The following is a 23777-nucleotide window of genomic DNA, read 5'->3' on the forward strand; positions in this document are numbered from 1 at the left end:
TGTATGTAGAAGAAGCCTGCGCCGTAGGTGGAGCAGACGCGAACGTATTCAACTGCAGCGGCCTTCTTCGCGGGAAGATCGGCGGCTTGAGCTCCGGCAACGGCGGCGAGACCCGCAACCGATCCGAGAAGAAGGCTCTTAACGAGCTTCATGGTTGACCTCCAAAGTTTTGAGACCCTTGGGGGGCCGGGTTTTAGTGCCTCGAAGACTTCAACGAAGCTCCAAACACGTCCCTTTTCCCCTAGTGACTTGGTGGCCCCGCCAGCTGGCTGAGCCTACAAATGACGACTGGGGTGCCCCCGTCGCTGGAGCCACATTAGCCAGCGCGGCCCGTCAAGCAACCGAATGAAGGCGTAAAATGGGCACGTAACGGGGCTTTTCAGGACCATGTTGCACAAACGCAACGTTTGAACATGCCGGCGTTTACGCTTCGTTAGGATTCGAGGCTCTTTCCTAACAAATCCTTAAAATTCAACCGGTTGAGAGCGAAGTTTTACGGTCTGGAACGGTGCCCGACTCAGGTTTATCGGCTTTCACGATGCCGTGCGCCTGTGAATAAGTCTGTCCACATATTGGGCGAAACCTCCCGGCTCCAGCCCAAAAAGAAGAGGCCGGACGAGACCGACCTCTCTCGAATCGTGGATTACGAGGATGAATCAGGCGACCTTCGGCTTCAGGACGCCCCTTCGAATCTGATCTTCCTCAATGGATTCGAAGAGTGCCTTGAAGTTGCCCTCACCGAATCCGTCATCGCCCTTGCGCTGAATGAACTCGAAGAAGATTGGCCCGATGGCGGTTTTGCCGAAGCGCTGGAGAAGCACCTTCGTGAAGCCGCCTTCGACCACGCCCTCGCCATCGATGAGGATGCCGTTCTTCTGCAGGCGTTCCATCGGCTCCCCATGGCTGGGCAGGCGCTTGTCGACGCGGGAGTAATAAATTTCGTTGGGCTCGGGCATGAATTCGTGCCCGGCATCGAGGAGCGTCTCGATCGTCTCATAGAGATCGAGAGAGCCCAGGGCCACGTGCTGGATGCCCTCGCCCTTATACTCTTGCAGATATTCCTCGATCTGGCCGGTCTCGCCGGCATCCTCGTTGATCGGGATGCGAATCTTGCCGTCAGGGCTCGTCATGGCGCGGGAATGGAGGCCGGTCAGCTTTCCCGCAATGTCGAAATAGCGAATTTGGCGGAAGTTGAAGAGGCGCTCATAGAAGCCCGCCCATTCGTTGAGACGACCGCGATAGACGTTATGTGTCAGGTGATCGATGTAGTAGAGGCCGACGCCTTGAGGCTTGGGGTCCTTCTCGCCCAGCCACTCGAAATCTACGTCGTAGATCGAGCCCTTCTCGCCATAGCGATCCACGAAATAGATGTGCAGTCCGCCGATGCCCTCGATGGCGAGAATCTCGAGCTCGTTCGGTCCCCTCTCCGTCTGCACCGGCTTGGCGCCCATGGAGAGAGCGCGGTCATAAGCATATTTCGCATCGACCACACGAAAGGCCATGGCAGGCGCCGACGGTCCGTGCTGGCTGGCGAAGCGCTCGGCGAAGGAGCCAGGCTGCGCATTCACGATGAAGTTGATGTCGCCCTGCCGGTAGAGAAGGACGTTCTTCGAGCGGTGCTTGGCGACCAGGGAGAAGCCCATGAGTTTGAAGAGACGATCAAGCTCCTGTGGGTCGGGATGGCAGAACTCGACGAACTCGAATCCGTCGGTTCCCATCGGGTTGTCTTCGGATATGGCCGGCGGCGGCGCATCGTGCGGGAACGGTCCCATGGCTTTCCTCCTGTTATCTGGTCGGCCCGTCGAGGGGCCTGCTTGACGAGACAACGCACCCGCATGGCACGCGGATGCGTTGCATCTCACGCTGCGTCCGGCTGGTTTTCCGGAGCGGCATCCCGAAAGGCGCGATGCTCGGCGCAGGCCGCGTCCACCGCGGCGATCTTCGGATAGGAATCGAGAGGGATCTTGAAGCGCCGGGCATTGAACACCTGCGGCACGAGATAGATATCCGCGAGCGTGATCCGTGAGCCGAAGGCGTAAGGACCTGGCTCGATCAGGGCCTCGATGGCATCGAACCCTTCGCGCACCCAATGGGCATACCATTCATCGGCAATGGCCTGATCAAGACCCAGCTTGTTTTTAAGATAGCCGATGGAGCCGGAATTATTGAGCGGGTGGATATCGCAGCCGATGATGTTGGCGACGGCGCGCACCTTCGCGCGGTTCACGGGACCCATGGGAAGGAGCGGCGGCTCCGGATAGACCTCATCGAGATATTCGAGGATCGCACCGGATTGGATGAGCGTCGCGTCGCCGATATCGAGGGAAGGCACGCGCATCTGCGGATTGACGGCGCTGTAGGCCGCGTCGCGATGCTCACTCTTCAGCAGATTGACCGGAATGGACTCGAACGGCACGCCCTTTAGGTTAAGGGCGATCCGCACGCGATAGGCTGCGGAGGAACGGAAGTATGTATAAAGCTTCATCCCTCGCTCTCCCCTTCAGGGGTGAGAAGCCGGGCATGGCCGCTCAGGCGCTCGATGAGGGCGACGAGGATTTTCTGCTCTTCTGCAGTCAGCACGGAAATGAAGCGTTCCTCGAAGGCCAGCGCCTCGGGCGCCAGCTCCACATAGATCTCGCGCCCCTCCTCCGTGAGTTCGAGCCATTCTTCCCGCCGGTCGTCGAGATTGGGCTTGCGAACGATCAGGCCGCGCTGCTCCAGCGCGGAGACGGCACGCGAGACGGTGGATTTGTGCATGACGCCGTGGGCGGCAATATCCCGTGCTGTTCGGTGCTCATATTGTCCCAGCGTAACGATGACCCGCCACGCCGGGATCGAAAGCCCGAAGCGCTCGGCATAGATCTGCGCCAATGCATTCGAGGTCAGGCTGGCCAGAACGTTGAGGCGATAGGGAAGGAAGCGCTCCAGGATCACCAGAGGGCTGGACGCTTCTTTCTTCTTGATAGCGGAACGAGGTGCCATTGCCAGACATAAACCGTTGCTTGTGCAACTAATATGCTAAATTCGTTGCACAAGCAACCAGATTTGAGAGCCGATCCATGGATTATCAAGGATGGTGGTCACAGGCTCCGGGGTAGGAAAACGCCGGTGGATGCGCTGGACGTCTAAGAGGGTTTATCTGTTCTCAAGAGCAGATCATGAATATTCAAAGGCGTAGCCTTGGACTCCGCTCTTTTGAAACTGGCCCTGCTCCCGATCTGCTATCGCCCGGAAATATCGAAGGCGATGTCCGCTATGACAGGGAAATGATCCGATCCAAGATCGGGCCCTGCTCTATTGTCCAAAACCTTGAACTTGCCGTTCACGAGCACATGATCGATGGGCAATCCCAGAAGGGGCGAGCGCGAGGACCAGGTTGCCGTCAACCCACGCACCAAGCCGCTATCAAAAAGAGCGGCATCCTCAAGCAGCCCGCGGAATACCCGCGACCAGGGGGTGAGATTAAGGTCACCCAAAAGCACCACAGGCTGAGACGAAGCAGCCTTCGCCTCCCGCACGGCGATCTCGATCTGCCTTTTTTGGATAATAAATTCTTCGGCAAAAGGCTGGGCGGCGTGCATACCGATCAGCGTGAAGCAATGCGTGCCGGCATCCGGGTCACACAATCCGATTGTCAGGACAGAACGGAACTGTGCAGCTTCCCTATCCACGGAGGATCGGCTCATTCTCCATCGGCTGAGCAAGGTGATATCCAGCGGAATGCCTTTCTCCTCCACAATTCTGTAAGGAAACCGGCTTTCCAAGCCACTCAAAAGGACACTGGCGCTGCGCGGAACTTCCGAAAGCAAGACGACATCTGGATTTTCTTTTTCGATCAGTATGCGCAAGGCGGCCTGATCCGAGCTTTTACCCTGCATATTGAAGGTCATAACCCGAACGTGAACCTGACTCGCGTTAGCGATACCCCCGTCTTGCCCGAACAGATAAGGCGCAATGGGAGCCGCATTGACGAGAGTTGCGACGAGGCTCAACGCGAGTGCTGTGCGGACGCGCGCCAGAATAGCCACGGCTATGCAGAGAAGCCCGAAGAGAGTGAGTTGTGGGCGGAAGTGAGCCAGAAGGTCGAGACGCCAGGACCAGGAGCCGAAAAAGCTCGCAAGAGTCGCAAGGCAGAGCAGCAAGGCCAGCCCATAGACAATCACACCTCGAATAAAGTGAAAGGGCCGAGCCTTGGCTCGACCCCGATCGTACGCTTTATGCACGAATTACGCCTTGCCGCGCGTGCGGATCATGAAGGTATCGAAGGCGTATTCGTTGAGCTGCCACCAGGGCAGCACATCGTTGCGGTAGGCCACCATGGAATCGTAGGCCTTCTTGAAATCGGCGTTCTTGGCCGAGAGTTCGGCATAGAGCTCGTTGGCCGCCTTCAGGCTGGCTTCCATGACCGGCTGCGAGAAGGTGCGCAGTTCCGCGCCCGCGCCCACCATGCGGCGCAGCGCCTGGCCGTTGACGGCGTCGTATTTCGCCAGCATCCAGTTGTTCGCGGCCTCGGTGGCGTGCTCCATGATCGCTTGGTAATGCTTGGGTAGCTCGTTCCACTTCTGCTGGTTGACGACGAGGTGCAGCATGGCGCCGCCCTCCCAGAAGCCGGGGGCGTAGTAGTACTTCGCGACTTTCAGGAAGCCGAGCTTCTCGTCGTCATAGGGGCCGACGAACTCCGCCGCGTCGAGCGTTCCGCGCTCGAGAGCCGGATAGACGTCGCCGGGCGCGATCTGCTGCGGCACGACGCCGAGCTTGGCGAGAACCTGCCCACCCAGGCCGCCGATGCGGAACTTGAGGCCCTTCAGGTCATCGACCGTATTGATTTCCTTGCGGAAGAAGCCGCCCATCTGAGCGCCGGAATTACCGCAAACGAGGGAGGTGCAGTTGTATTTGCCCATCACCTCGTTGATGATCTCCTTGCCGCCGGCGAAATGCCACCAGGAATGGAGCTGGCGCGCATTGAGGCTGAAGGGCAGGCCCGTGCCCATGCCGAGCGCGGGCTCCTTGCCGATATAGTAATAGAGGGGCGTGTGAGCGCATTCGACCGAGCCGTTCTGCACCGCATCCATGGCCTGGAGACCGCCGACGATCTCGCCCGGCGCGAAGACTTGAATCTGGAACTTGCCGTCTGTCGCGTCGGACATGTACTTCGCGAAGGTCTGGGCGGTGCCGAAGATCGTGTCGAGCGATTTCGGGAAGCTCGAGGTCAGGCGCCAGCGGATTTCCGGCATCGACTGCGCGATCGCCGGCGCGGCCACGGTGGTGGCCGCAGCGGCAAGGCCCGCGCCCTTCAAGAAGTTTCTTCTCTTCATCGTCGTCATGGCGTTTCCCGAAACTTTTCTCGTTGCAGCCCTATAAACCACATCAACAAGGTCGGTGGCTATGAAGCTTTCTTCGCTCAAACAAGGCCGTGATGGCCGGCTCGTGATCGTCTCGAGGGACCTGACCCGCGCGACGGATGCATTTTTCATTGTTCCGACGCTACAGCAAGCCCTGGACGATTGGGAAAAAGTCGAGCCTCGCCTGCGCGACCTCGCAGAGCAGCTGGAGCACGGGTCCGTGCCCTCCTTCCGTTTCCATGAGCATGACTGCGCCTCCCCCCTGCCCCGCGCCTACCAGTGGGCGGACGGTTCGGCTTACGTGAATCACGTGGAGCTGGTGCGTAAAGCGCGCGGGGCAGAGATGCCCGCTTCCTTCTGGACGGATCCTCTCATCTACCAGGGCGGCTCGGATTCCTTCCTCGGCCCGCGCGATCCGGTTTTCGTGATGGATGAGGCCCATGGGATCGATTTTGAAGCGGAGATCGCCGTGATCACCGACGAGGTTCCCATGGGAGCGACCCGGGAGGAGGCAGCCGCAGCGATCCGCCTCGTGGTCCTGGTGAACGACGTGTCATTACGCAACCTGATCCCGAACGAGCTGGCCAAGGGCTTCGGCTTCTTCCAGTCCAAGCCCTCCTCCACCCTTTCGCCGGTCGCTGTGACGCCGGACGAACTCGGCGATGTCTGGGATGGCGGCAAGCTCCACCTGCCCCTGTGCTCCAGCCTGAACGGTCAGCTCATCGGCAAGCCGAATGCGGGCGTGGACATGACCTTCGACTTCCCCACCCTGATCGCCCACGCGGCAGCCACCCGCCCACTGGGCGCCGGTACGATCATCGGCTCCGGCACCGTCTCGAACAAGGACGCGGGCGGAGGCCCCGGCAAACCCATCGCCCAGGGCGGCGTCGGCTATTCCTGCCTCGCGGAGCAACGCACGGTGGAAACGATCCTGCATGGAGGGGCCAGAACCCCCTTCATGCGCATCGGCGACACGATCCGCATCGAGATGAAGGACAAGGCAGGGCACTCGATCTTCGGCGCCATCGAGCAGGAAGTGACGGCGTATCGGCGAGCCGAATAGACCCTTCGAACTCGAACCGTCCGCAACGCATGGAGCATCTGATGAACGATCACGTCTATAAGGTCGTCGAACTCGTCGGCTCTTCGGAAAAGAGCATCGAGGACGCCATTCAAACCGCGATCCAACGCGCCAGCAAGAAGCTGCGCAACCTTCGCTGGTTCGAGGTCATGCAGACGAGAGGGCATGTGGAGAATGGCGAGGTGCGCCATTACCAGGTCGTCCTGAAGGCGGGCTTCACCTTGGATGAGAGCGGGGAGTAGAATTCCCCGCAGCCTTCAATCGTCGGCCCGCATGTCGAACAATCTGGGAAATTGGTGCGGCTGTGAGCGCAGGTACTGATTGGGCGCCTTCACGGCTGCGCCGAAATGCGCGGCTGCGTGCCAGGGCCAGCGGGGATCGTAGAGGATGGCACGCGCCAGCGCGATGAGATCGGCATCGCCCGTGGCGAGGATGGCCTCCGCCTGCACGAAATCGGTAATGAGACCCACCGCGATGACCGGCATCGTGGTGGCCTGCTTGACGGCGCGAGCCAGCGGCACCTGATAATTGGGCCCCACCGGAATCCGTTGCGCCGAGGTCAGCCCGCCGCTCGAAACGTGGATTCCCGAGCATCCACGCGCTTCTAGAGCCTTTGCGAATTCCACCGTCTCCTCGATCGTCCAGCCGCCCTCCGCCCAGTCGGTTCCCGAAACACGCACCGTGACGGAGCGATCCGCCGGGAAGGCCGCGCGGACGGCATCGAACACTTCGAGCGGAAAACGCATCCGATTTTCCAACGAGCCGCCATATTCGTCGTCACGCCGGTTGGACAGGGGCGAGAGGAATTGATGGAGCAGATAGCCGTGAGCGGCGTGGATCTGCACCGCATCGATGCCGAGCCGCGCGGAGCGCCGGGCCGCCTTGGCGAATGCGTCGCGCAGTTGCGCCATGCGCTCCTTGGTCAAAGCCGTGGGAGCATTCTCAGTCTCGGCATAAGGAACCCCCGAAGGCGCCTCCGTCTGCCATCCGTTGGAATGATCCGGCGCGATCTGCTTTCCACCATTCCAGGGCACATCGGTGGAAGCCTTGCGCCCCGCATGGGCGAGCTGGATCGCAATCGGCATGTCGGACCAGCGGCGCACGCTGTCCAGGACGCGCTTCATGGCGGCTTCGGTTTCATCCGAATAGAGGCCCACATCCGCGTAAGAAATGCGCCCCTCGGGCACGACGGCAGTGGCCTCGATGGTGAGAAGTGCGGCACCCGACAGGGCAAGCTGACCCAAATGGATCGTGTGCCAGTCGGTCATGCATCCATTTTCAGCCGAATACTGGCACATGGGCGCAATCACGATACGATTGGCCAGTTCGAGGCCTCCCACCCGGAAGGGCGTAAACAGTTTCGCTTGTGCCATGGGATATCTCTCGGTTGATGGTGATGTCGCATCTTGCATCACTGGGCCAAAACGCGCCACGGGCCGAAAAGATCGGGTCCGGACACGGGCAGCTGCGGATAGCCGATGAGAACGGCCTCCCGCAACTGTCCGTGGCAATCGCTCTGTTCCCCTATTTCACCTCAGCCTCGAAGATGTAGAGCGTGGACTTGTCGTCCTCGGGCATAAAGTAGCCGCGAATGCCCGCCGCACTCGTCTCCATCCAGACCGGATTGTGGGTCATGTCCATTCCCGAATCCGCCCATAGCAGCACAGGTGTCTGGAAGATCGGGCGGCCGTCGGCGAGGCTGACAAGATCGAGACCGCCGAGCCGGAACGGAGCGGCATCGGGCTTGACCCGCATCTCGGTGACGCCGGAGCACAGCATGCGCTGGCTACCTGCATATTTGCAGTCCTGATAATCGAGGTAGTGAGAGGTGTTCAGCTTGCGCAGCTTCTCGGGAGATTCATTCGCATTGGTCGGCTTGCTATTATCATCGAGCGCCCAGCTGTAGAACCGGCGTGAGCCCCAGCTGACGCCGTGCAGGGATTTGCTGTCGGTGTCATGAACCACGCCACCGACATGATCCGCAAAGCGGAACATCTCCTCGGCCTTCATGGTCTCGGGATCGACCCGATAGACGATGGACTTGCTGTTCGGTCGATACTCGGCCACCGGAACCCAGATGTATTTGCCGTCGTAATCGATTCCACCCGGATGATAGATCGAGCCTTCGCCTAGCGTGATGTCGGCGATGAGATTGCCCTTCATGTCGATCTTGAAGAGGTGGCCTGCGCCCTCACCCGTATCCCTGTCATATCCGTCTACCGGCTGCGGGAAGCGCTTGGTTGGCTGCTTGATCTCCACCGACGACACGAACAGCGTGTCACCGATTTTCACCATGCCCTGAGGATGATGGGTCAGGAAGTTGATCGGAATGGCCTCAACAGGCTTCCATTGCGTACCGCGAGACAACTTCGTCACCCGGTCCGCTAGAGCGGCCCGGTCAGGCTCTGCGGCCATGAGGGCCGCAGGCGCAGCTCCGAGGCAGAGCAGCGTCAGAGTCGTGGTCAGGCAACGTCTCGAAAAGCAATCCATGGCGTTCCTCCGTCAGTAACGATCCGCTTCTAGCGAGCGGGTGATGTCACTTTAGTGTCGCGCCTGGGATTTACGCAATTCGACAGGGAACGAGTTTCTGACTCTATCCCTCCAGCTCCTCCCGAAGCATTTCCAGCTCCAGCCAACGCTCCTCGGCGGCGTGCAGCTCGCCTTGCAGCTGCGCGAGCATGTCCATGGCCTTCTGGAAGCGGGCCGGATCGCGGGAATAGAGTTCGGGATCAGCGAGGATTTCCTGGACCTTGGCGATCTTGGCCTCGGTCTCCTGCATCCTCAAAGGCAAGGTCTTCAGATCATGCTGCTCGTTGAAATTGAGCTTGCGCTTGGCCTGCTCCGTCTTCGCGGCGACGGGCTTGTCGGAGTTTCTGGACTTGGCCTCCTTCTCGACCGACCGCGCCTGAACGCCCTGGCCGCGCTGGGCCACCATGTCGGAATAGCCGCCCGCATATTCGAGCCAGCGTCCCTCGCCTTCCGAGACCAGTACTGAGCTGACCGTGCGGTCGAGGAAGTCGCGGTCGTGGCTGACGAGGAGGACGGTTCCGGAATAATCCGTGATCATCTCCTGAAGCAGATCGAGGGTTTCGAGGTCGAGATCGTTGGTCGGCTCGTCGAGCACCAGAAGGTTCGAAGGCTGCGCCAGGGCGCGGGCCAGCATCAGCCGGTTGCGCTCGCCGCCCGAGAGCACGCCCACGGGGGTGCGGGCCTGCTCGGGCGCGAACAGGAAGTCCTTCATATAACCGATCACATGCTTCGTCTGCCCGCCGATGGTGACGGTGTCACCTCGCCCGCCGGTCAGCGTCTCGGCCACGGTGGCATTGGGGTCGAGGCTCGCGCGGCGCTGGTCGAGGGTGATCATCTGGAGATTCGAGCCAAGACGTACCCGGCCCTCATCCGGCTGGAGATTGCCGGTGAGCATGTTGATGAGCGTGGTTTTCCCTGCGCCGTTCGGCCCGATGATGCCGAGGCGGTCTCCGCGCAGAAGGCGCAAGGACAGGTTCGAGACGATGGGACGGTCGCCGTATGACTTCGAGATGCCCTCCGCTTCCACCACGAGGGTGCCGGATTGCTCGGCCTCGGCGAGCGTCATGCTGACCGTGCCGACCGCCCGATTGCGATCACGATATTGCTGGCGCATGGAGTGGAGATTGCCGAGGCGGCGCACATTGCGCTTACGCCGGGCGGTCACGCCGTAGCGTAGCCAGTCGGCCTCGGCCACGAGCTTGCGACCGAGCTTGTGGTGCTCGGCCTCTTCCTGCTCCAGCACCTGATCGCGCCACTCCTCGAAATGAGCGAAGCCCTGGTCCATGCGGCGGGTGCGGCCCCGGTCGAGCCAGACAGTGGCCTGGGACAGGCTTTCCAGGAAGCGGCGGTCGTGGCTGATGAGGACGAGGGCGGAGCGCAGGCTCTTCAGCTCCCCTTCAAGCCATTCGATGACGGGCAGATCGAGATGGTTCGTGGGCTCGTCAAGCAGCAGGATATCGGGCTGGGGCGCCAGCACATGGGCGAGCGCCGCGCGGCGGGCCTCGCCGCCGGAGAGATCGGCGGGCTTCTCCTCGCCCGTCATGCCCAGCTGCTCCAGCAGGTAGCGGGCGCGATACGGATCATCCCCCGGGCCGAGACCGGATTCCACGTAAGCCAGCGTGTTCGGGAAGGCGCTGAGATCGGGCTCCTGGGCCAGATAGCGCACGGTGGCGCCCGGCTGCACGAATCGCTTGCCCTTGTCGGCCTCCACGAGGCCCGCGGCAATCTTGAGAAGCGTCGACTTGCCCGAGCCGTTGCGGCCCACAAGGCAGGCCCGCTCGCCCGGCGAGACGGAGAGTTCGGCGCTCTCGATCAGCGGCGTGCCGCCGAAGGTGAGAGCGATGTCCTGGAGGAGGAGAAGAGGAGGAAGCGCCATTCCTGCTCCCCTGACACCTCAGAGCCGCCAATGCAAGGCCACCTTCGCCGCAGTGGACGATCGGCGCTCTTTGTGGTCCCCTGTTAAGGAATAAGCTGGACGCATGAATGACACTGGCGCGGCGTTTGCTCCTCCTGGCGTTGATCTCGGTTCTGCCGGCGATCGTCATCTGGACATACACGGAGGTCTCCCTAAGGCGCGCCCGCGAGGCGGAAATCCATGAGCAGGTCATTCGTCAGGCCCAGCTCGCCGGGTCGGAGCTGGAGCGGATCTTCGACGGCATTCAAAGCCTGCTCACGGCCCTCGAGGAGGCCCGGTCCATCCGGGGTTTCGATACTCCCATCTGCAGCCCCTATCTGAAGTCTCTGCAGCAGAAGATGCCCCAGGTGCGGAGCTTCGTGGCCCTGGATCTCGAAGGCCAGGTCCGCTGCACCAGCGGGAAACCCTCCAACCCAGACCTACGGTTCACGAACCGCTTTTACTTCCAGGAGGCCCTGGCGAAACGTCAATTCGTGATCGGCGACTTCACGTCGGGCTTCGTCGAGAGCGGCCTGCCGGCTCAGCCCGTTCTTCCTCTCGCCATGCCGATCCGCGACAGCGAAGGCCGCATCATCGGCGTCATCGCCGGCGCCCTCGATCTGAACTGGCTCGATCTCAAGCTGAAGGAGCGCACCCTCCCGCCGAACGGCGCCATCACCATAACCGATCGGAACGGGGTCATCCTCGCTCGGGAGCCGTTTCCGGAAAAGTTCGTAGGGAGGAATCTGCCCGAGAGCGCCGTTCAATATTTCTGGCGCGACAAGGCCGGCTCCTACGAGGCCGTGTCCATCGACGGTGTCGAGCGCGTCATCGGATACATCCCTCTTCAGGTGCCGCCTGTCGGCATATTCATTGCCGCCGGTTTGTCGACGAAGGCGAGCTTCCAGCCGATCAATCAGGCCTCGCGGCGCGGGTTCATGCTGATCGCGGCAGCCCTCATCCTCGCCCTGTCGCTCTCCTGGCTGGCAAGCCGGGCCTTCATCACCAAGCCGTTCGACATCATGATCGGCGCGCTGCGCGACTGGCGGCGCGGCGATTACCGCGCCCGCATCGACCTGCCCCGCAATGCCGGCGAGTTCAGCCTCCTGGCGAAAGGCTTCAACGACCTCATGGATGATGTCGCCGAGCGCCAGCAGGCCCTGCGTGCCAGCGAGGAACGCGCGAGGTTGGCGCTCGAAGCGGGCCACATGGGCACATGGTGGTACGATCTTCAGAAAAGGACGGGAGGCTGGTCGAGCCAGGCAGCCACACTGCTCGGCCTGCCCGAGGCGAGGACTACGGCAAGCGTCGAGGATTGGCGCGGGATCGTCCATCCGGACGATGTGGAAAGCTCACTCGAAAACCTGCGCAACGCGGTGCGCGGCAATGGAAATTACGAGGACGAATACAGGATCAGGCGCCCGAACGGCGAGATCCGGTGGATCAATTCGAGAGGCCGCGTCACATTCGATGAGCAGGGCGAGCCAGTGTTCTTCATCGGCATCTTCCAGGACATCACGGAGCGCAAGCAGGCCGATGACCAGCAGCGTTTCTTCCTCGACGAGCTGAATCACCGGGTGAAGAACACGCTCGCCACCGTGCAATCCATCGCCGCGCAGACACTGCGCTCCACCAACGACACGGCACAGTTCAAGGAGGCTTTCGAGGGACGTCTGCTGGCGCTTTCGAAAACCCACAATCTGCTCACCCGAAAATCCTGGCGTGAGGCTGATCTGCGCGAGATCGTGGAACAGGAGCTGGCGCCCTATCGCAAAACGGGAGACACACGCGTCAGCATCAACGGTCCGAAGGTGAACCTGCCCGCTCGATATGCGATCAATCTGGGCCTCGTGGTGCATGAACTCGTCACGAACGCGGCGAAATATGGCGGATTGTCCGTGCCCTCCGGTCATCTCGACGTATTGTGGTCCATCGTGCCGGCCGAGGACCGGGCCCCGCACCTGCGCCTTCACTGGACGGAATCGGGCGGGCCGCCCGTTTCGCCCCCCAAGCGCCAGGGTTTCGGCTCACGCCTGATCAAGCGCAGCATCGAAGGCGAGCTGGAAGGCAACATGGTGCTCAACTTCGCGGTCGAGGGCGTGTCCTACGACATCTCCGTCCCGCTGATGGGCGATCCCCGCCTCACGGAGGCGATGCATCGGTGAATGCGAACCGTGTTTTTAACGCATGAGCAGTGACAGAAGCCGGTTGATGCGGTTGCCGTAGGGCGGCTTCGTCATGCCCGTCCCATTGAACCGCGATTGCCGGAAAACCGAGCGGGCATGGCTGAAAGTCCTGAATCCCGCCTCGCCGTGATAGGCTCCCGTGCCGCTTTCGCCCACGCCGCCGAAAGGCAGCTCCTCTTGCACGCAATGAAGCAGCGTGTCGTTGATCGCGACACCGCCGGATTGGGTTTTTTCGAGTACGGTCTCGATGGTTCGTCCATCATGGCTGAACAGATAGAGCGCCAGCGGATGCGGGCGGTCGCCGATATAGCGGCAGGCCGCTTCGATCGTGTCATAGGAAATGACGGGAAGAACCGGTCCGAAGATTTCTTCCTGCATGATGCGCGCGTGATCAGGGGCGCCGGTGAGTACGACAGGCGGAATTTTTCGCTTGGTTACGTCGAATGACTCGGCAGCCGGGTTGATCTCATGGATTGTCGCGCCGCTCGCCCTGGCATCGTCTAGAAGGCTGCGGATACGCTCGTGGTGATGAGCATTGACGATGGCGGTGTAGTCGGGATTCTCGGCAAGGGTCGGATAGAGCCGCGCAACAGCGTCGCGATAAGCCGCGACGAAAGCCCCCTCCTGGCTTTGCGGCACAAGCACGTAGTCGGGCGCGATGCAGGTCTGCCCAGCATTGAACAGCTTGCCGACCGCAATTCTTTCAGCTGCCTTTTCGAGCGAGAAATCGGACGCGACAATCGCGGGAGACTTGCCGCCGAGCTCCAGCGTGACCGGCACGAGATTGTCTGCTGCCGCCTTCATCACCTCGCGTCCGACCGCCGTCGATCCCGTGAAGAACAGATGATCGAAAGGCAGCCGCGAGAAGTCTTGCGCTTCTCGGACGCCGCCTTGTATCACCGCGACCTCGGATTCATCGAAGACCTGAGCCAGCACCTCTTGCAGCAGGATGGAGGTGCGAGGCGTCAGCTCCGAGGGTTTGATCAGCACCCGGTTGCCTGCGGCGAGCGCACCCGCGAGGGGCGCCAGCGTCAGCTGCACCGGGTAGTTCCAAGGGCTCATGATGCCCACCACACCTAGAGGCTGATATAAGACGCGGCCCGAGGCGGGCTGAAACATCATCCGGATCGGGCGGCGGCGCGGCCTCATCCAGCGGCGGAAGTTCTTCCGTGCGTGACGCAGGCCCGCGATGACGGGATAGAGATCGGAGAGCTTGGTTTCATGCACGGATCGATGCCCGAAATCCTCGCTGACGGCTTTCGCGAAGCCGTCTGCATGGCGCACCAGCACATCGGCAAGATCGCTCAAACCTTGGGCGCGCCGCTTTTCGGAGAGAGCTCCCTGCTCTGCCCAAACACGCTTCTGCAAGGCAAAGCATTCGTGCAATCTGCTTTCGGCAGTGTGAAAAACGGCATCGTGCATGGATTGAAGCACTCCCTGTAATCGTGTGAGCATATGGCGGAGGCGTGAGCATTCTCAACGCTCTCTGAAATTCGGCGCTGAAGCTCTCCTCCCCCTTGTGGGGAGGAGTTGGAGGTGGGGGTGGCGGCGATAGTCTATCAAGGTCTGCCGCCGCCACCCCCACCCTAACCCTCCCCACAAGGGGGAGGGAATGAGCGCAGTTCGGCTGTCATCGAAACGGGACGAATGCTGGCCCACTTTCATGAACGGATTGACGGAGCGGCGGAGATGGCGAGGATGAGTGGACTTAGGAGAACATCATTGAGCAGCCCCTCCCCCGTGCTGTCGATCGAAAACCTGGCTATCGGCCTTCCCGCCCTTGCGGACCGCAAGCATGCGATTCAAGGCCTGTCGCTCACGATCAGGCCGGGCGAAACGCTCTGCGTCGTGGGTGAATCAGGCTCCGGCAAATCCATGACCGCCATGGCCACCATCGGCCTTCTTCCGCCGGGCGTCGATGTGCTCTCCGGTTCGATCAAGCTGGCGGACCGCGAGCTGCTGAGCCTCGACGAGAACGGCTGGTGCGATGTGCGCGGGCGGGAGGTCGGCACCGTCTTTCAGGAGCCGATGACCTCCCTCAACCCGGTCATGCGGGTTGCCGACCAGATCGCCGAAACCTTCCGGGCCCATGGGGTCTTGAGCCCGGCGGAGCGCGGCCGCCGGGTGCTGGAACTTCTCTCCGAGGTGAACCTGCCGAATCCCGAGCTGATCGCGAAAGCCTATCCGCATGAATTGTCCGGCGGCCAGCGCCAGCGCGTGATGATCGCCATGGCGCTCGCGCTTGAGCCCAAGCTCCTCATCGCCGACGAGCCCACGACCGCCCTCGACGTGACCACCCAGGCGCAGGTCCTCAAGCTCATCGACAACCTGCGCCGCAAGAAGGGCACAGCCGTTCTTTTCATCACCCACGATTTCGGCGTGGTGGCCGAGATCGCCGACCGGGTGGCCGTGCTCCAGCAGGGCGAACTGGTGGAGGAAGGCCCCGCTGAGCAAGTGCTGCATAATCCGCAGCACCCCTATACCAAGCGCCTTCTCGCCGCCGTGCCCTCGCTGACGCCGCCCAAGCCCAAGCTGCTGACTGGCGAGCCGATCTCGCTCAAGGTCGATGCGCTCACCAAGACCTATGGCGGGCGCGGCTTCTTCACGAAGAAGCGCGAGGTCCAAGCAGCGGATGCGGTGAGCTTCGAGATCCGGCGCGGCGAGACCCTGGGGCTCGTGGGTGAATCCGGCTCCGGCAAGTCCACGGTCGGGCGTTGCGTGCTGCGCCTCATCGAGCCGGACGGCGGCAGGATCGAGATCGGAGATCTGCCCTTCAGCGCCCTCTCGCAAGCTGCCCTGCGCCCGCACCGGCGGCGCATCCAGATGGTCTTCCAGGACCCCTTCGCCTCTCTCAACCCGCGCCGCACCGTTGGCCGCATCATCTCCGAGGGGCCGATCACGCAAGGCGAGGATCCGGCCAAAGCCGTGGAGGAAGCCCGCGTTCTTCTCCAGAAGGTCGGCCTGCCCGCTCAAGCCGTGGATCGCTACCCCCACGAGTTCTCCGGCGGCCAGCGCCAGCGCATCGGCATCGCCCGCGCGCTCGCCATGAGGCCGGATGTGCTGGTGGCGGACGAGGCGGTCTCCGCCCTCGACGTCTCCGTCCAGGCCGAGATCCTGAAACTCATCCGGAGTCTTCAGGAGGAGCTTGGACTTGCGATCCTGTTCATCACCCACGATCTGCGGGTCGCTGCCCAGATATGCGACCGCGTGGCTGTCATGCAAAAAGGTCGGATTGTGGAAATGGCGGAAACAGCGCAACTCTTCGCCGATCCGCGCGACGCCTATACGCGCCAGCTCCTGGCTGCCGTGCCGGGAATGAACAGAATGTTTTAGGGAGAAGGCTCCGTGAACGACCAAGTCAGCCCATCCATTGCCCCGGATATGATTTTTCAGAACCTCATCGGCGGCCGTAACGTTGCAGCCTCCGACGGCATGATGCTGGACGTTCTCTCTCCCATAGACGGCTCCCTGCTTGCCCGTATCGCCGCCGGCACGCCCCAGGACATCGACGCCGCCGTCGCCGCGGCCCGCAAGGCCCTGGAGGGCGATTGGGGCAAGCTGACCGCAACAGAGCGTGGCCGCCTGCTGATGAAGCTCGCCCAGGCCGTCGAGGCCAAGGCCGACGAGCTGGCCATTCTCGAGAGCCGCGACAACGGCAAGCCCCTGCGCCAGGCACGAGCCGACGCCATGGGGCTCGCCCGCTATTTCGAGTTCTATGGCAGCGCCGCCGATAAGCTGCACGGCGACGTCATTCCCTACCTTCACACCCATCTCGTGAGCGTCGAGCGCGTGCCGCATGGCGTGACCGGCCACATCGTGCCCTGGAACTACCCGATGCAGATCTTCGGGCGCTCCGTCGGTGCGGCCCTTGCCGCCGGTAACGCCACGGTCGTGAAGCCTGCGGAGGATGCCTCGCTTACCATTCTGCGCGTTGCGGCGCTTGCCCGCGAGGTCGGCTTCCCGGATGGCGCGCTCAATGTGGTGACGGGTCTTGGCCGTTCAGCGGGCGCGGCGCTCGCCGCCCATCCCGGCATCGACTTCCTGTCGTTTACCGGCAGCCCCGAAACCGGCACCGCCGTGCAGACGGCAGCCGCCAAGAACCATGTGGGCGTGACCCTCGAACTCGGCGGAAAATCCGCACAGGTCGTATTTGACGACGCGGATCTCGAACGCGCCATGCCGACGCTCGTGAACGCCATTATCCAGAACGGCGGTCAGACCTGCTCGGCAGGCAGCCGCCTCCTGATCCAGCGCGGCATCTTCAACGATGTGGTCGACGCCATCGCCGAGCGCTTCCGCGCGCTTCGCGCAGGCCATCCGGAGCGCGAGCCCGATCTCGGCCCCATGATCAACCAGGCGCAGCAGCGCCGCGTTCTCGGTTATCTGGAGCGCGCCCGCAACGAGGGCCTCGCCGTCATCGGCGAAGGCGTCGTGGCGCTCGACGCGCCGGCGGGTGGGTTCTACGTCACGCCAACCTTCCTCGCGCCCGTGCCGCATGAAAGCCTCCTCTCGCAGGAGGAGGTGTTCGGCCCCGTCCTCGTCGCCACGCCCTTCGACGACGAAGCTGACGCGATCCGCCTTGCCAACGGCACAGCCTATGGCCTTGCCGCAGGCGTGTGGACCCGCGACGCCATGCGCTCCACTCGCGTGGGCCGCTCCATGCGCGCCGGACAGGTTTTCGTGAATTGCTACGGCGCAGGCGGCGGCGTCGAGCTGCCCTTCGGCGGCTTCGGCCGCTCCGGCCACGGCCGCGAGAAGGGCCTGGAGGGTTTGGTCGAGTTTACGACGACACGCACGATCGTCATTGCTCACGGGTAGCTGAAGGAATTCCCTCCGCCCTCATCCTGAGGAGCAGCCGTAGGCTGCGTCTCGAAGGATCGTCCAGAGATCACTGGAGCCTCCTTCGAGACAGCGCTACGCGCTTCCTCAGGATGAGGGTGAGGATGAAACAGACTGGCTTTTGAAAAGGGAGAAAACATGAATCGCCTCGAAGGCAAGGTGGCGCTGATCACGGGCGCAGGCTCCGGCTTCGGCCAGGGAATTGCGGAAACATTCGCCCGTGAAGGCGCGAAGGTCGCCGTCATCGACATTAACGAAGCCGCCGCGAAAAGCGCCGCCGAGAAGATCGGCGCATCGGCCATCGGCCTCGCTGCCGACGTGGCGAAGGCCGCCGACGTGAACGCGGCTGTCGAAAAGACCGTCGCTGCTTTCGGCAAGCTCGACATCGTCGTCAACAACGCAGGTATCAGCCATCGGAACCGTCCGATGCTGGAGGTCGAGGAAGACGAGTTCGACCGGGTTTTCGCGGTCAATGTGAAATCGATCTATCTTTTCGCCAAGGCCGCCGTTCCGCTGATGCAGAAACAGGGCGGCGGCGCGATCATCAATGTGGGCTCGACGGCAGGCCTGCGCCCACGCCCCGGCCTCACCTGGTACAACAGCACCAAGGGCGCCGTGCACACCATGACAAAGTCCATGGCCGTGGAGCTCGCGCCCGAGAAGATCCGTGTCTGCGCTCTCGCTCCCGTGGCGGGTGACACGCCCCTGCTCGCCACCTTCATGGGCGAGGACACGCCCCAGAAGCGCGAGCTTTTCAGAAACTCGATCCCCCTCGGACGCTTCTCGACCCCGCAGGATATCGCCAACGCGGCGCTCTACCTCGCGTCCGACGAGGCCAGCATGATCACCGGCGTCGTGCTAGAGGTCGATGGCGGGCGCTGCATCTGATCTGAAGAAGGATCAGCCTTCTTCCCAAGGCATCATCGGCCTGGTGCCGGTGATGCCGATTGTTTGAGGCGTTGCGCTCTTCGCATCGGGATGGCCGGGACAAGCCCGGCCATGACCCAGGGGGCGGCATTCCCGACATTTAGGGGTTCGCAACCGCACCGGCCCGTTAAAAATCGGCAAAGTTCATCTTCCATCCGGCGCGGCACTGCGTAAGCTGGTCCCCATCGCGACCTTTCGCTCCCTGTACCGGATGGAGATCCGCCTAATGTCGAAGCGCTTCCTGGCCGCCGCCTTGCTCTTGTCCGTCAGCGCCCTGCCGGCTCTTGCCGCCAAGACCTCGCTCGTCATTGGAATGCCCATCGAGCCCCCGGGCCTCGACCCGACGATTGCGGCGCCGGTCGCCATCCGCGAAGTGACCTGGGCCAATCTCTATGAAGGCCTCGTGCGCATCGACCGCTCCGGCAAGGTTCAGCCCCTGCTCGCCAAGAGCTGGGAGATTTCGCCGGACGGCCTCACCTACACCTTCCGCCTTCAGGAAGGCGTGAAGTACCACGACGGCTCGACCTTCGATTCGGCGGATGTGAAATTCGCCTTCGACCGCGCCCGCGACCCCAAATCCACCAACGCCCAGAAGCAGATCTTCGCACCTATCGAGGCCATCGAGACGCCCGATCCGGCCACCGTCGTGATCAAGCTGAAGGAAACCTCTGGCAACTTCCTCACCTATCTCGGCTGGGGCGATGCGGTGATCGTGGCGCCGGAAACGGCTTCGGGCAACGCAGCGAACCCGGTCGGCACCGGCCCCTTCAAGTTCAAGTCCTGGACGCGCGGCGACCGGGTGGAGCTCGTGAAGAACCCGGATTACTGGCAGAAGGACAAGACCAAGCTGGAGACCGTGACCTTCCGCTTCATCAGCGACTCGCAGGCCCAAGTGGCAGCCCTGCGCGCAGGCGACGTGGATGCCTTCCCGAACCTCGCGGCACCCGAACTCTTCGCCGAGTTCCAGAAGGATGCTCGCTTCAAGGCCGTTGCCGGCAACACGGAGGGTGAGGTCGTCGCCGGCCTCAACAGCGGCAAGAAGCCGTTCGACGACGTGCGCGTGCGCCGCGCCCTCATGCATGCGGTGGATCGCAAGGCGCTCGTGGAGGGCGCCTATTCCGGTTTCGGCCAGCCCATCGGCAGCTTCTTCTCGCCCAACAACCCGGCCTTCGTGGATATGACGAACGTCATTCCCTACGATGTTGAGAAGGCCAAGGCGCTGTTGAAGGAAGCGGGCTATGGCAACGGGCTGTCGATCAGCATCAAGACCCCGCAGATGGCCTATGCCAGCCGCTCGGCGGAGCTGCTCTCGGCCATGTTCGCCGAAGTCGGCGTGGAGATGAAGATCATCCCCACCGAATTCCCGGCCAAGTGGATCGAGGAAGTGTTCAAGGCGAAGGATTACGACGTCACCATCGTCGCCCACGCCGAGCCGCTCGACATCGATATCTTCGCGCGTGACAACTATTACTTCAATTACAAGAACGACAAGTTCAAGGCCCTGATCGCGGACGCCGCCAAGACCACGGACGAGAAGGCGCGCTACGCGAAATACGCAGAAGCCCAGAAGATCCTCGCGGAAGAAGTGCCCGCGCTCTTCCTCTTCCAGCTGCCGAAGCTCGGCGTGTGGAACGCGAAGCTGCAGGGCCTGTGGGAGAACTCCCCCATTCCGTCGAACGATGTGACGGAGGCGTCGTGGACGGAGTGACGCGCCACCAATGATGCGTATCCGTGCTCTTGCACGTCATCACCGGCCTTGTGCCGGTGATCTCGATGCTGTGAGGCGCCGTGCCTTTCCGATCGGGATGGCCGGGACAAGCCCGGCCATGACGTGGAGAGGTCATTCGTCTTCTCTCTCATCCAGTCGGACGCTCTCTGTCCGTGACGATGAGTGAGAAGACGGTTTGTAAATCAGGTTTCATGCTGCGTTTCATCATCTCCCGACTCGTCTCCCTGACCGTAACGCTGCTCTGCGTTTCGCTGGCGATCTTCCTCATCCTTGAGGTCCTCCCCGGCGATCCGGCGGCGATCATGCTCGGCACTTCGGCGCGGGAGGATACGCTCGCGGCCCTGCGCCAGGAGCTTGGGCTCGATCAGCCTGCGCTGGTGCGCTACCTGCAATGGATCGGCGGATTGCTGCATGGCGAACTCGGCACGTCGATCACCTACAAGATGCCGGTCTCGACACTCGTCGCCGAACGCATGGACGTGACGCTGCCGCTGAGCCTTCTCGCCATCCTCATCTCGACGACCCTCGCCCTGCCGCTGGGCGTAGCGGCGGCGGCGCGGCGCGACACTGCGGTGGACCGCGCCGTGCTGGTGTTCAGTCAGCTGGGCGTGGCGGTGCCGAATTTCTGGATCGGCCTGTTGTTCATTCTGTTTTTCTCCACGTGGCTCGGCTGGTTTCCCGCAGGCGGCTTTCCCGGCTGGAGCGCGGGCTTCTGGCCTGCCTTCCAGGCGCTGCTGCTGCCCGCCATCGCCCTCGCCCTGCCCCAGGCCGCCGTGCTGACGCGCGTGACGCGTTCGGCGACACTGGAGGTGATCGGCGCGGACTTCGTGCGCACGGCGCGCGCCAAAGGCGTCGACAAGGGCGCGACGCTTCGCCGTCATGTGGTGCCGAACGCGCTCATTCCCGTCACCACAATTCTGGGACTCCAGCTATCGTTCTTCTTCGGCGGCGCGATCCTGGTAGAGAATGTGTTCAACCTGCCGGGCCTCGGGCGGCTTGCCTATCAGGCGCTCAACCAGCGCGACCTCGTGGTGATCAAGGACATCGTGCTGATCTTTTCCGGACTCGTGATCGTCGTGAACTTTTTAGTCGATATCGGCTACTCCATCCTCGACCCACGCCTGAGGGGCCGTTGATGAAACGCTTTCGCCTCAATACGCCCCTCGTGGTTGGCGGTATCCTGACCGCCCTGCTCGTCATCGTAGCCCTCGTCTCGCTTGTATGGACGCCGGAGCCGCCGACGCGGGTGCGCGTGGCCCTTCGCCTGAAGGGACCGTTGGAAGCGGGGCTTCTCGGCACCGATCATTTCGGGCGCGATGTCGCTTCGCTGCTGATGGTGGGGGCCTGGAACTCGCTCGCCATCGCATGGCCCGCCGTTCTTCTCGGCGCTGCCATAGGCACGGCCATCGGCTGTGCGGCGGCTGCGTGGAAAGGCATTGCCGACGAGATCGCCATGCGTGTCTCCGACGTAGTATTCGCGTTTCCGGCGGTGCTCTCCGCCATCATGCTCGGTGCGCTCGTGGGCTCCGGGCCGCTTGCGGCGATTCTTGCGATTGCGGTGTTCAACATTCCCGTCTTCGCCCGCGTCACGCGCGGCGTCGCGCTTCAGGTCTGGACGCTCGATTACATCGCTGCCGCGCGCTCCATCGGCAAGCATCCGTTGCGCATTACATGGGAAGACGTGATGCCCAACATCGCGGGCGCGCTGATCGTGCAGGTGACGATTCAATTGGCGCTGGCCATTCTCACCGAAGCAGGCCTGAGCTATCTGGGCTTAGGTGTGCGCCCACCCAACCCCAGCTGGGGCCGCATGCTGAGCGATGCGCAAACCTATCTTTCGCAGGCCCCTCACCTCGCCATCGCGCCAGGCATTGCGATTGCGCTGTCGGTGCTGGGGTTGAACCTGCTGGGCGATGGGTTGCGGGATGCGCTCGATCCCACGCTGAAGGCGCGTGGAGCGGCGGCATAGACGTCCGTGCACTCCTACGTCATCACCGGCCTTGTGCCGGTGATCCACGCCTTCGTTTCCAACAAGCAAACCTCATCCTGAGGAGCGAGCTTGCTCGCGTCTCGAAGGATTATCCAGTGATCTCTGGAGCCTCCTTCGAGACAGTCGCTGCGCGACTTCCTCAGGATGAGGGTAGAGATTGATAGAAGCGCAAAAGCCGTGGATGGCCGGGACAAGCCCGGCCATGACGGGGAAGGGTTTGCGAGGGCTCTAAGCCGCCTTCCCCATCGTCTCGCGCACATCCGCCAGAATCTCATACGAGCGCAAGCGCGCCGAATGATCGTAGACCGCTGAAGCGACGATCAGCTCGTCCGCTCCCGTCTGCTCGATGAATCCTTCCAGTCCCTCGCGCACGGTCTGCGCGGAACCGACGAACGAACAGGCCAGCATGCTCATGGCTTGTGCCTTTTCGGCGGGCGTCCAATAGGTCTCGATATCGTCGATAGGCGGCTGGAGCTTGCCGCGCGTGCCGCGGAACATGTTGATGAAGGCTTGCTGCGACGAGGTGAAGAGACGGCGTGCCTCCTCATCAGTGTCGGCTGCGATCACATTCACGCCGACCATCGCATAGGGTTTGTCGAGCTGCGCGGATGGCTCGAAACGCTGCCGGTAGGCCTGCAAGGCCGAAAGCAGAGCATTGGGCGCGAAATGCGAGGCGAAGGCATAAGGCAGGCCCAGCATGCCGGCGAGTTGCGCGCCAAAGAGGCTGGAACCCAAAATCCAGATGGGCACGTTCGAATCCGTTCCCGGTACGGCCTGGATCGCTTGATCCGGCTGCAGCGGGCCAAGCAGCGCCTGCAACTCAAGAACATCCTGCGGAAACGTATCGGCGCTCATCGGATCGCGGCGAAGCGCGCGCAGGGTTCGCTGATCGGTGCCCGGCGCACGGCCGACGCCGAGATCGATGCGACCCGGAAAGAGCGCGTCCAACGTGCCGAACTGCTCGGCGATCACCAGAGGCGAATGGTTCGGCAGCATGATGCCGCCGGCACCCACGCGGATGGTCTTCGTGCCGCCGGCCACATGGGCGATGGCGATGCTCGTCGCGGCGCTGGCGATGCCGACCATGTTGTGGTGCTCGGCGAGCCAGAAGCGGTTGTAGCCCCATCGTTCCGCGTGCTGCGCCAGATCGAGCGAGTTGCGTAAGGCATCGGAGGGCGTCGAGCCTTCCGGAACATGCGCGAGGTCGAGAATGGAGAGGACAGGCATGGCAACTCTTTATCTGTGACGGCAGGTTGCCTT

Annotated in this window: 20 protein-coding genes; 9 read left to right on the forward strand and 11 right to left on the reverse strand. The window is 62.4% G+C overall.

Going from position 1 to position 23777, the window contains the following annotated elements:
- From AB4Y85_RS17335 to AB4Y85_RS17360, 6 genes are all read right to left on the reverse strand, one after another.
- Positions 1-152 (reverse strand): porin (locus tag AB4Y85_RS17335; protein ID WP_441986211.1); only part of this gene is annotated, 152 nt, incomplete at its 3' end.
- A gap of 504 nt (positions 153-656) precedes the next feature.
- Positions 657-1772: a 4-hydroxyphenylpyruvate dioxygenase gene (gene hppD / locus AB4Y85_RS17340; protein ID WP_441986170.1), complete on the reverse strand. Its 1116-nt coding sequence runs from the start codon at positions 1770-1772 to the stop codon at positions 657-659.
- Between the two features lie 86 nt (positions 1773-1858).
- Entirely contained in the window at positions 1859-2485 is a 627-nt protein-coding gene (gene maiA, locus AB4Y85_RS17345; RefSeq protein WP_441986171.1) for a maleylacetoacetate isomerase, read from the reverse strand.
- A complete protein-coding gene (locus AB4Y85_RS17350; protein ID WP_441986172.1) occupies positions 2482-2982 on the reverse strand; it encodes a MarR family winged helix-turn-helix transcriptional regulator in 501 nt (166 codons plus the stop codon). The genes maiA and AB4Y85_RS17350 overlap by 4 nt, the downstream gene beginning before the upstream one ends.
- A 239-nt stretch (positions 2983-3221) precedes the next feature.
- Positions 3222-4223, reverse strand: a complete 1002-nt coding sequence (locus tag AB4Y85_RS17355) for an endonuclease/exonuclease/phosphatase family protein (RefSeq protein WP_441986173.1) — start codon at positions 4221-4223, stop codon at positions 3222-3224.
- 3 nt (positions 4224-4226) lie between these two features.
- Positions 4227-5315: a TRAP transporter substrate-binding protein gene (locus AB4Y85_RS17360; RefSeq protein WP_441986212.1), complete on the reverse strand. Its 1089-nt coding sequence runs from the start codon at positions 5313-5315 to the stop codon at positions 4227-4229.
- Positions 5316-5385: 70 nt separating this feature from the next.
- Between AB4Y85_RS17360 and AB4Y85_RS17365 the strand changes: the two genes are divergently transcribed.
- Both AB4Y85_RS17365 and AB4Y85_RS17370 read left to right on the forward strand, forming a co-directional pair.
- A complete protein-coding gene (locus tag AB4Y85_RS17365; protein WP_441986174.1) occupies positions 5386-6405 on the forward strand; it encodes a fumarylacetoacetate hydrolase family protein in 1020 nt (339 codons plus the stop codon).
- Positions 6406-6446: 41 nt separating this feature from the next.
- Positions 6447-6665, forward strand: a complete 219-nt coding sequence (locus tag AB4Y85_RS17370; RefSeq protein WP_441986175.1) for a dodecin — start codon at positions 6447-6449, stop codon at positions 6663-6665.
- 15 nt (positions 6666-6680) lie between these two features.
- Here the strand turns inward: AB4Y85_RS17370 and AB4Y85_RS17375 are convergent, their stop codons facing one another.
- The 3 genes from AB4Y85_RS17375 to AB4Y85_RS17385 form a co-directional block, all read right to left on the reverse strand.
- A complete protein-coding gene (locus AB4Y85_RS17375; protein WP_441986176.1) occupies positions 6681-7796 on the reverse strand; it encodes an NADH:flavin oxidoreductase/NADH oxidase in 1116 nt (371 codons plus the stop codon).
- A gap of 151 nt (positions 7797-7947) precedes the next feature.
- The gene (locus tag AB4Y85_RS17380) at positions 7948-8913 is read right to left on the reverse strand and encodes a DUF6454 family protein (RefSeq protein ID WP_441986177.1); all 966 of its coding nucleotides are present in this window, start codon (positions 8911-8913) and stop codon (positions 7948-7950) included.
- A gap of 103 nt (positions 8914-9016) precedes the next feature.
- A complete protein-coding gene (locus tag AB4Y85_RS17385; protein WP_441986178.1) occupies positions 9017-10828 on the reverse strand; it encodes an ABC-F family ATP-binding cassette domain-containing protein in 1812 nt (603 codons plus the stop codon).
- 107 nt (positions 10829-10935) lie between these two features.
- Here AB4Y85_RS17385 and AB4Y85_RS17390 point away from each other — a divergent pair, with 107 nt between their 5' ends.
- Positions 10936-13011 carry a sensor histidine kinase gene (locus AB4Y85_RS17390; RefSeq protein WP_441986179.1) on the forward strand — a complete coding sequence of 692 codons (2076 nt, stop codon included), beginning with the start codon at positions 10936-10938 and terminating at the stop codon, positions 13009-13011.
- A 15-nt stretch (positions 13012-13026) separates the two neighbouring features.
- On the opposite strand, the gene AB4Y85_RS17395 is transcribed toward AB4Y85_RS17390, so the two are convergent.
- Positions 13027-14454 carry a coniferyl aldehyde dehydrogenase gene (locus AB4Y85_RS17395; protein WP_441986180.1) on the reverse strand — a complete coding sequence of 476 codons (1428 nt, stop codon included), beginning with the start codon at positions 14452-14454 and terminating at the stop codon, positions 13027-13029.
- Between the two features lie 300 nt (positions 14455-14754).
- On the opposite strand from AB4Y85_RS17395, the gene AB4Y85_RS17400 reads away from it, so the two are divergent.
- The 6 genes from AB4Y85_RS17400 (at position 14755) to AB4Y85_RS17425 (ending at position 22496) form a co-directional block, all read left to right on the forward strand.
- Positions 14755-16365, forward strand: a complete 1611-nt coding sequence (locus AB4Y85_RS17400) for an ABC transporter ATP-binding protein (protein WP_441986181.1) — start codon at positions 14755-14757, stop codon at positions 16363-16365.
- Between the two features lie 12 nt (positions 16366-16377).
- A complete protein-coding gene (locus AB4Y85_RS17405) occupies positions 16378-17850 on the forward strand; it encodes an aldehyde dehydrogenase family protein (RefSeq protein ID WP_441986182.1) in 1473 nt (490 codons plus the stop codon).
- Between the two features lie 159 nt (positions 17851-18009).
- Positions 18010-18759, forward strand: coding sequence for a glucose 1-dehydrogenase (locus AB4Y85_RS17410; protein ID WP_441986183.1), 750 nt, complete (start codon positions 18010-18012; stop codon positions 18757-18759).
- Between the two features lie 265 nt (positions 18760-19024).
- Positions 19025-20506 (forward strand): ABC transporter substrate-binding protein, encoded by a 1482-nt coding sequence (locus AB4Y85_RS17415; protein ID WP_441986184.1) that lies wholly within the window; start codon positions 19025-19027, stop codon positions 20504-20506.
- A 212-nt stretch (positions 20507-20718) separates the two neighbouring features.
- Positions 20719-21663 (forward strand): ABC transporter permease, encoded by a 945-nt coding sequence (locus tag AB4Y85_RS17420; protein WP_441986185.1) that lies wholly within the window; start codon positions 20719-20721, stop codon positions 21661-21663.
- Entirely contained in the window at positions 21660-22496 is an 837-nt protein-coding gene (locus AB4Y85_RS17425) for an ABC transporter permease (RefSeq protein ID WP_441986186.1), read from the forward strand. Before AB4Y85_RS17420 ends, AB4Y85_RS17425 begins: the two co-directional genes overlap by 4 nt.
- Before the next feature lie 249 nt (positions 22497-22745).
- Here the strand turns inward: AB4Y85_RS17425 and AB4Y85_RS17430 are convergent, their stop codons facing one another.
- Entirely contained in the window at positions 22746-23744 is a 999-nt protein-coding gene (locus tag AB4Y85_RS17430) for an LLM class flavin-dependent oxidoreductase (protein ID WP_441986187.1), read from the reverse strand.
- Positions 23745-23777 lie beyond the last annotated feature (33 nt).

It is taken from the genome of Microvirga sp. 2YAF29 (genome assembly GCF_052114605.1).
Classification (GTDB): domain Bacteria; phylum Pseudomonadota; class Alphaproteobacteria; order Rhizobiales; family Beijerinckiaceae; genus Microvirga.

Coding starts and splice junctions, on each gene's coding strand:
- hppD (WP_441986170.1), bottom strand. CDS start 1,772: ATGGGACCGTTCCCGCACGATGCGCCGCCGCCGGCCATATCCGAAGAC.
- maiA (WP_441986171.1), bottom strand. CDS start 2,485: ATGAAGCTTTATACATACTTCCGTTCCTCCGCAGCCTATCGCGTGCGG.
- AB4Y85_RS17350 (WP_441986172.1), bottom strand. CDS start 2,982: ATGGCACCTCGTTCCGCTATCAAGAAGAAAGAAGCGTCCAGCCCTCTG.
- AB4Y85_RS17360 (WP_441986212.1), bottom strand. CDS start 5,315: ATGAAGAGAAGAAACTTCTTGAAGGGCGCGGGCCTTGCCGCTGCGGCC.
- AB4Y85_RS17365 (WP_441986174.1), top strand. CDS start 5,386: ATGAAGCTTTCTTCGCTCAAACAAGGCCGTGATGGCCGGCTCGTGATC.
- AB4Y85_RS17370 (WP_441986175.1), top strand. CDS start 6,447: ATGAACGATCACGTCTATAAGGTCGTCGAACTCGTCGGCTCTTCGGAA.
- AB4Y85_RS17375 (WP_441986176.1), bottom strand. CDS start 7,796: ATGGCACAAGCGAAACTGTTTACGCCCTTCCGGGTGGGAGGCCTCGAA.
- AB4Y85_RS17380 (WP_441986177.1), bottom strand. CDS start 8,913: ATGGATTGCTTTTCGAGACGTTGCCTGACCACGACTCTGACGCTGCTC.
- AB4Y85_RS17385 (WP_441986178.1), bottom strand. CDS start 10,828: ATGGCGCTTCCTCCTCTTCTCCTCCTCCAGGACATCGCTCTCACCTTC.
- AB4Y85_RS17390 (WP_441986179.1), top strand. CDS start 10,936: ATGACACTGGCGCGGCGTTTGCTCCTCCTGGCGTTGATCTCGGTTCTG.
- AB4Y85_RS17395 (WP_441986180.1), bottom strand. CDS start 14,454: ATGCACGATGCCGTTTTTCACACTGCCGAAAGCAGATTGCACGAATGC.
- AB4Y85_RS17410 (WP_441986183.1), top strand. CDS start 18,010: ATGAATCGCCTCGAAGGCAAGGTGGCGCTGATCACGGGCGCAGGCTCC.
- AB4Y85_RS17415 (WP_441986184.1), top strand. CDS start 19,025: ATGTCGAAGCGCTTCCTGGCCGCCGCCTTGCTCTTGTCCGTCAGCGCC.
- AB4Y85_RS17420 (WP_441986185.1), top strand. CDS start 20,719: ATGCTGCGTTTCATCATCTCCCGACTCGTCTCCCTGACCGTAACGCTG.
- AB4Y85_RS17430 (WP_441986187.1), bottom strand. CDS start 23,744: ATGCCTGTCCTCTCCATTCTCGACCTCGCGCATGTTCCGGAAGGCTCG.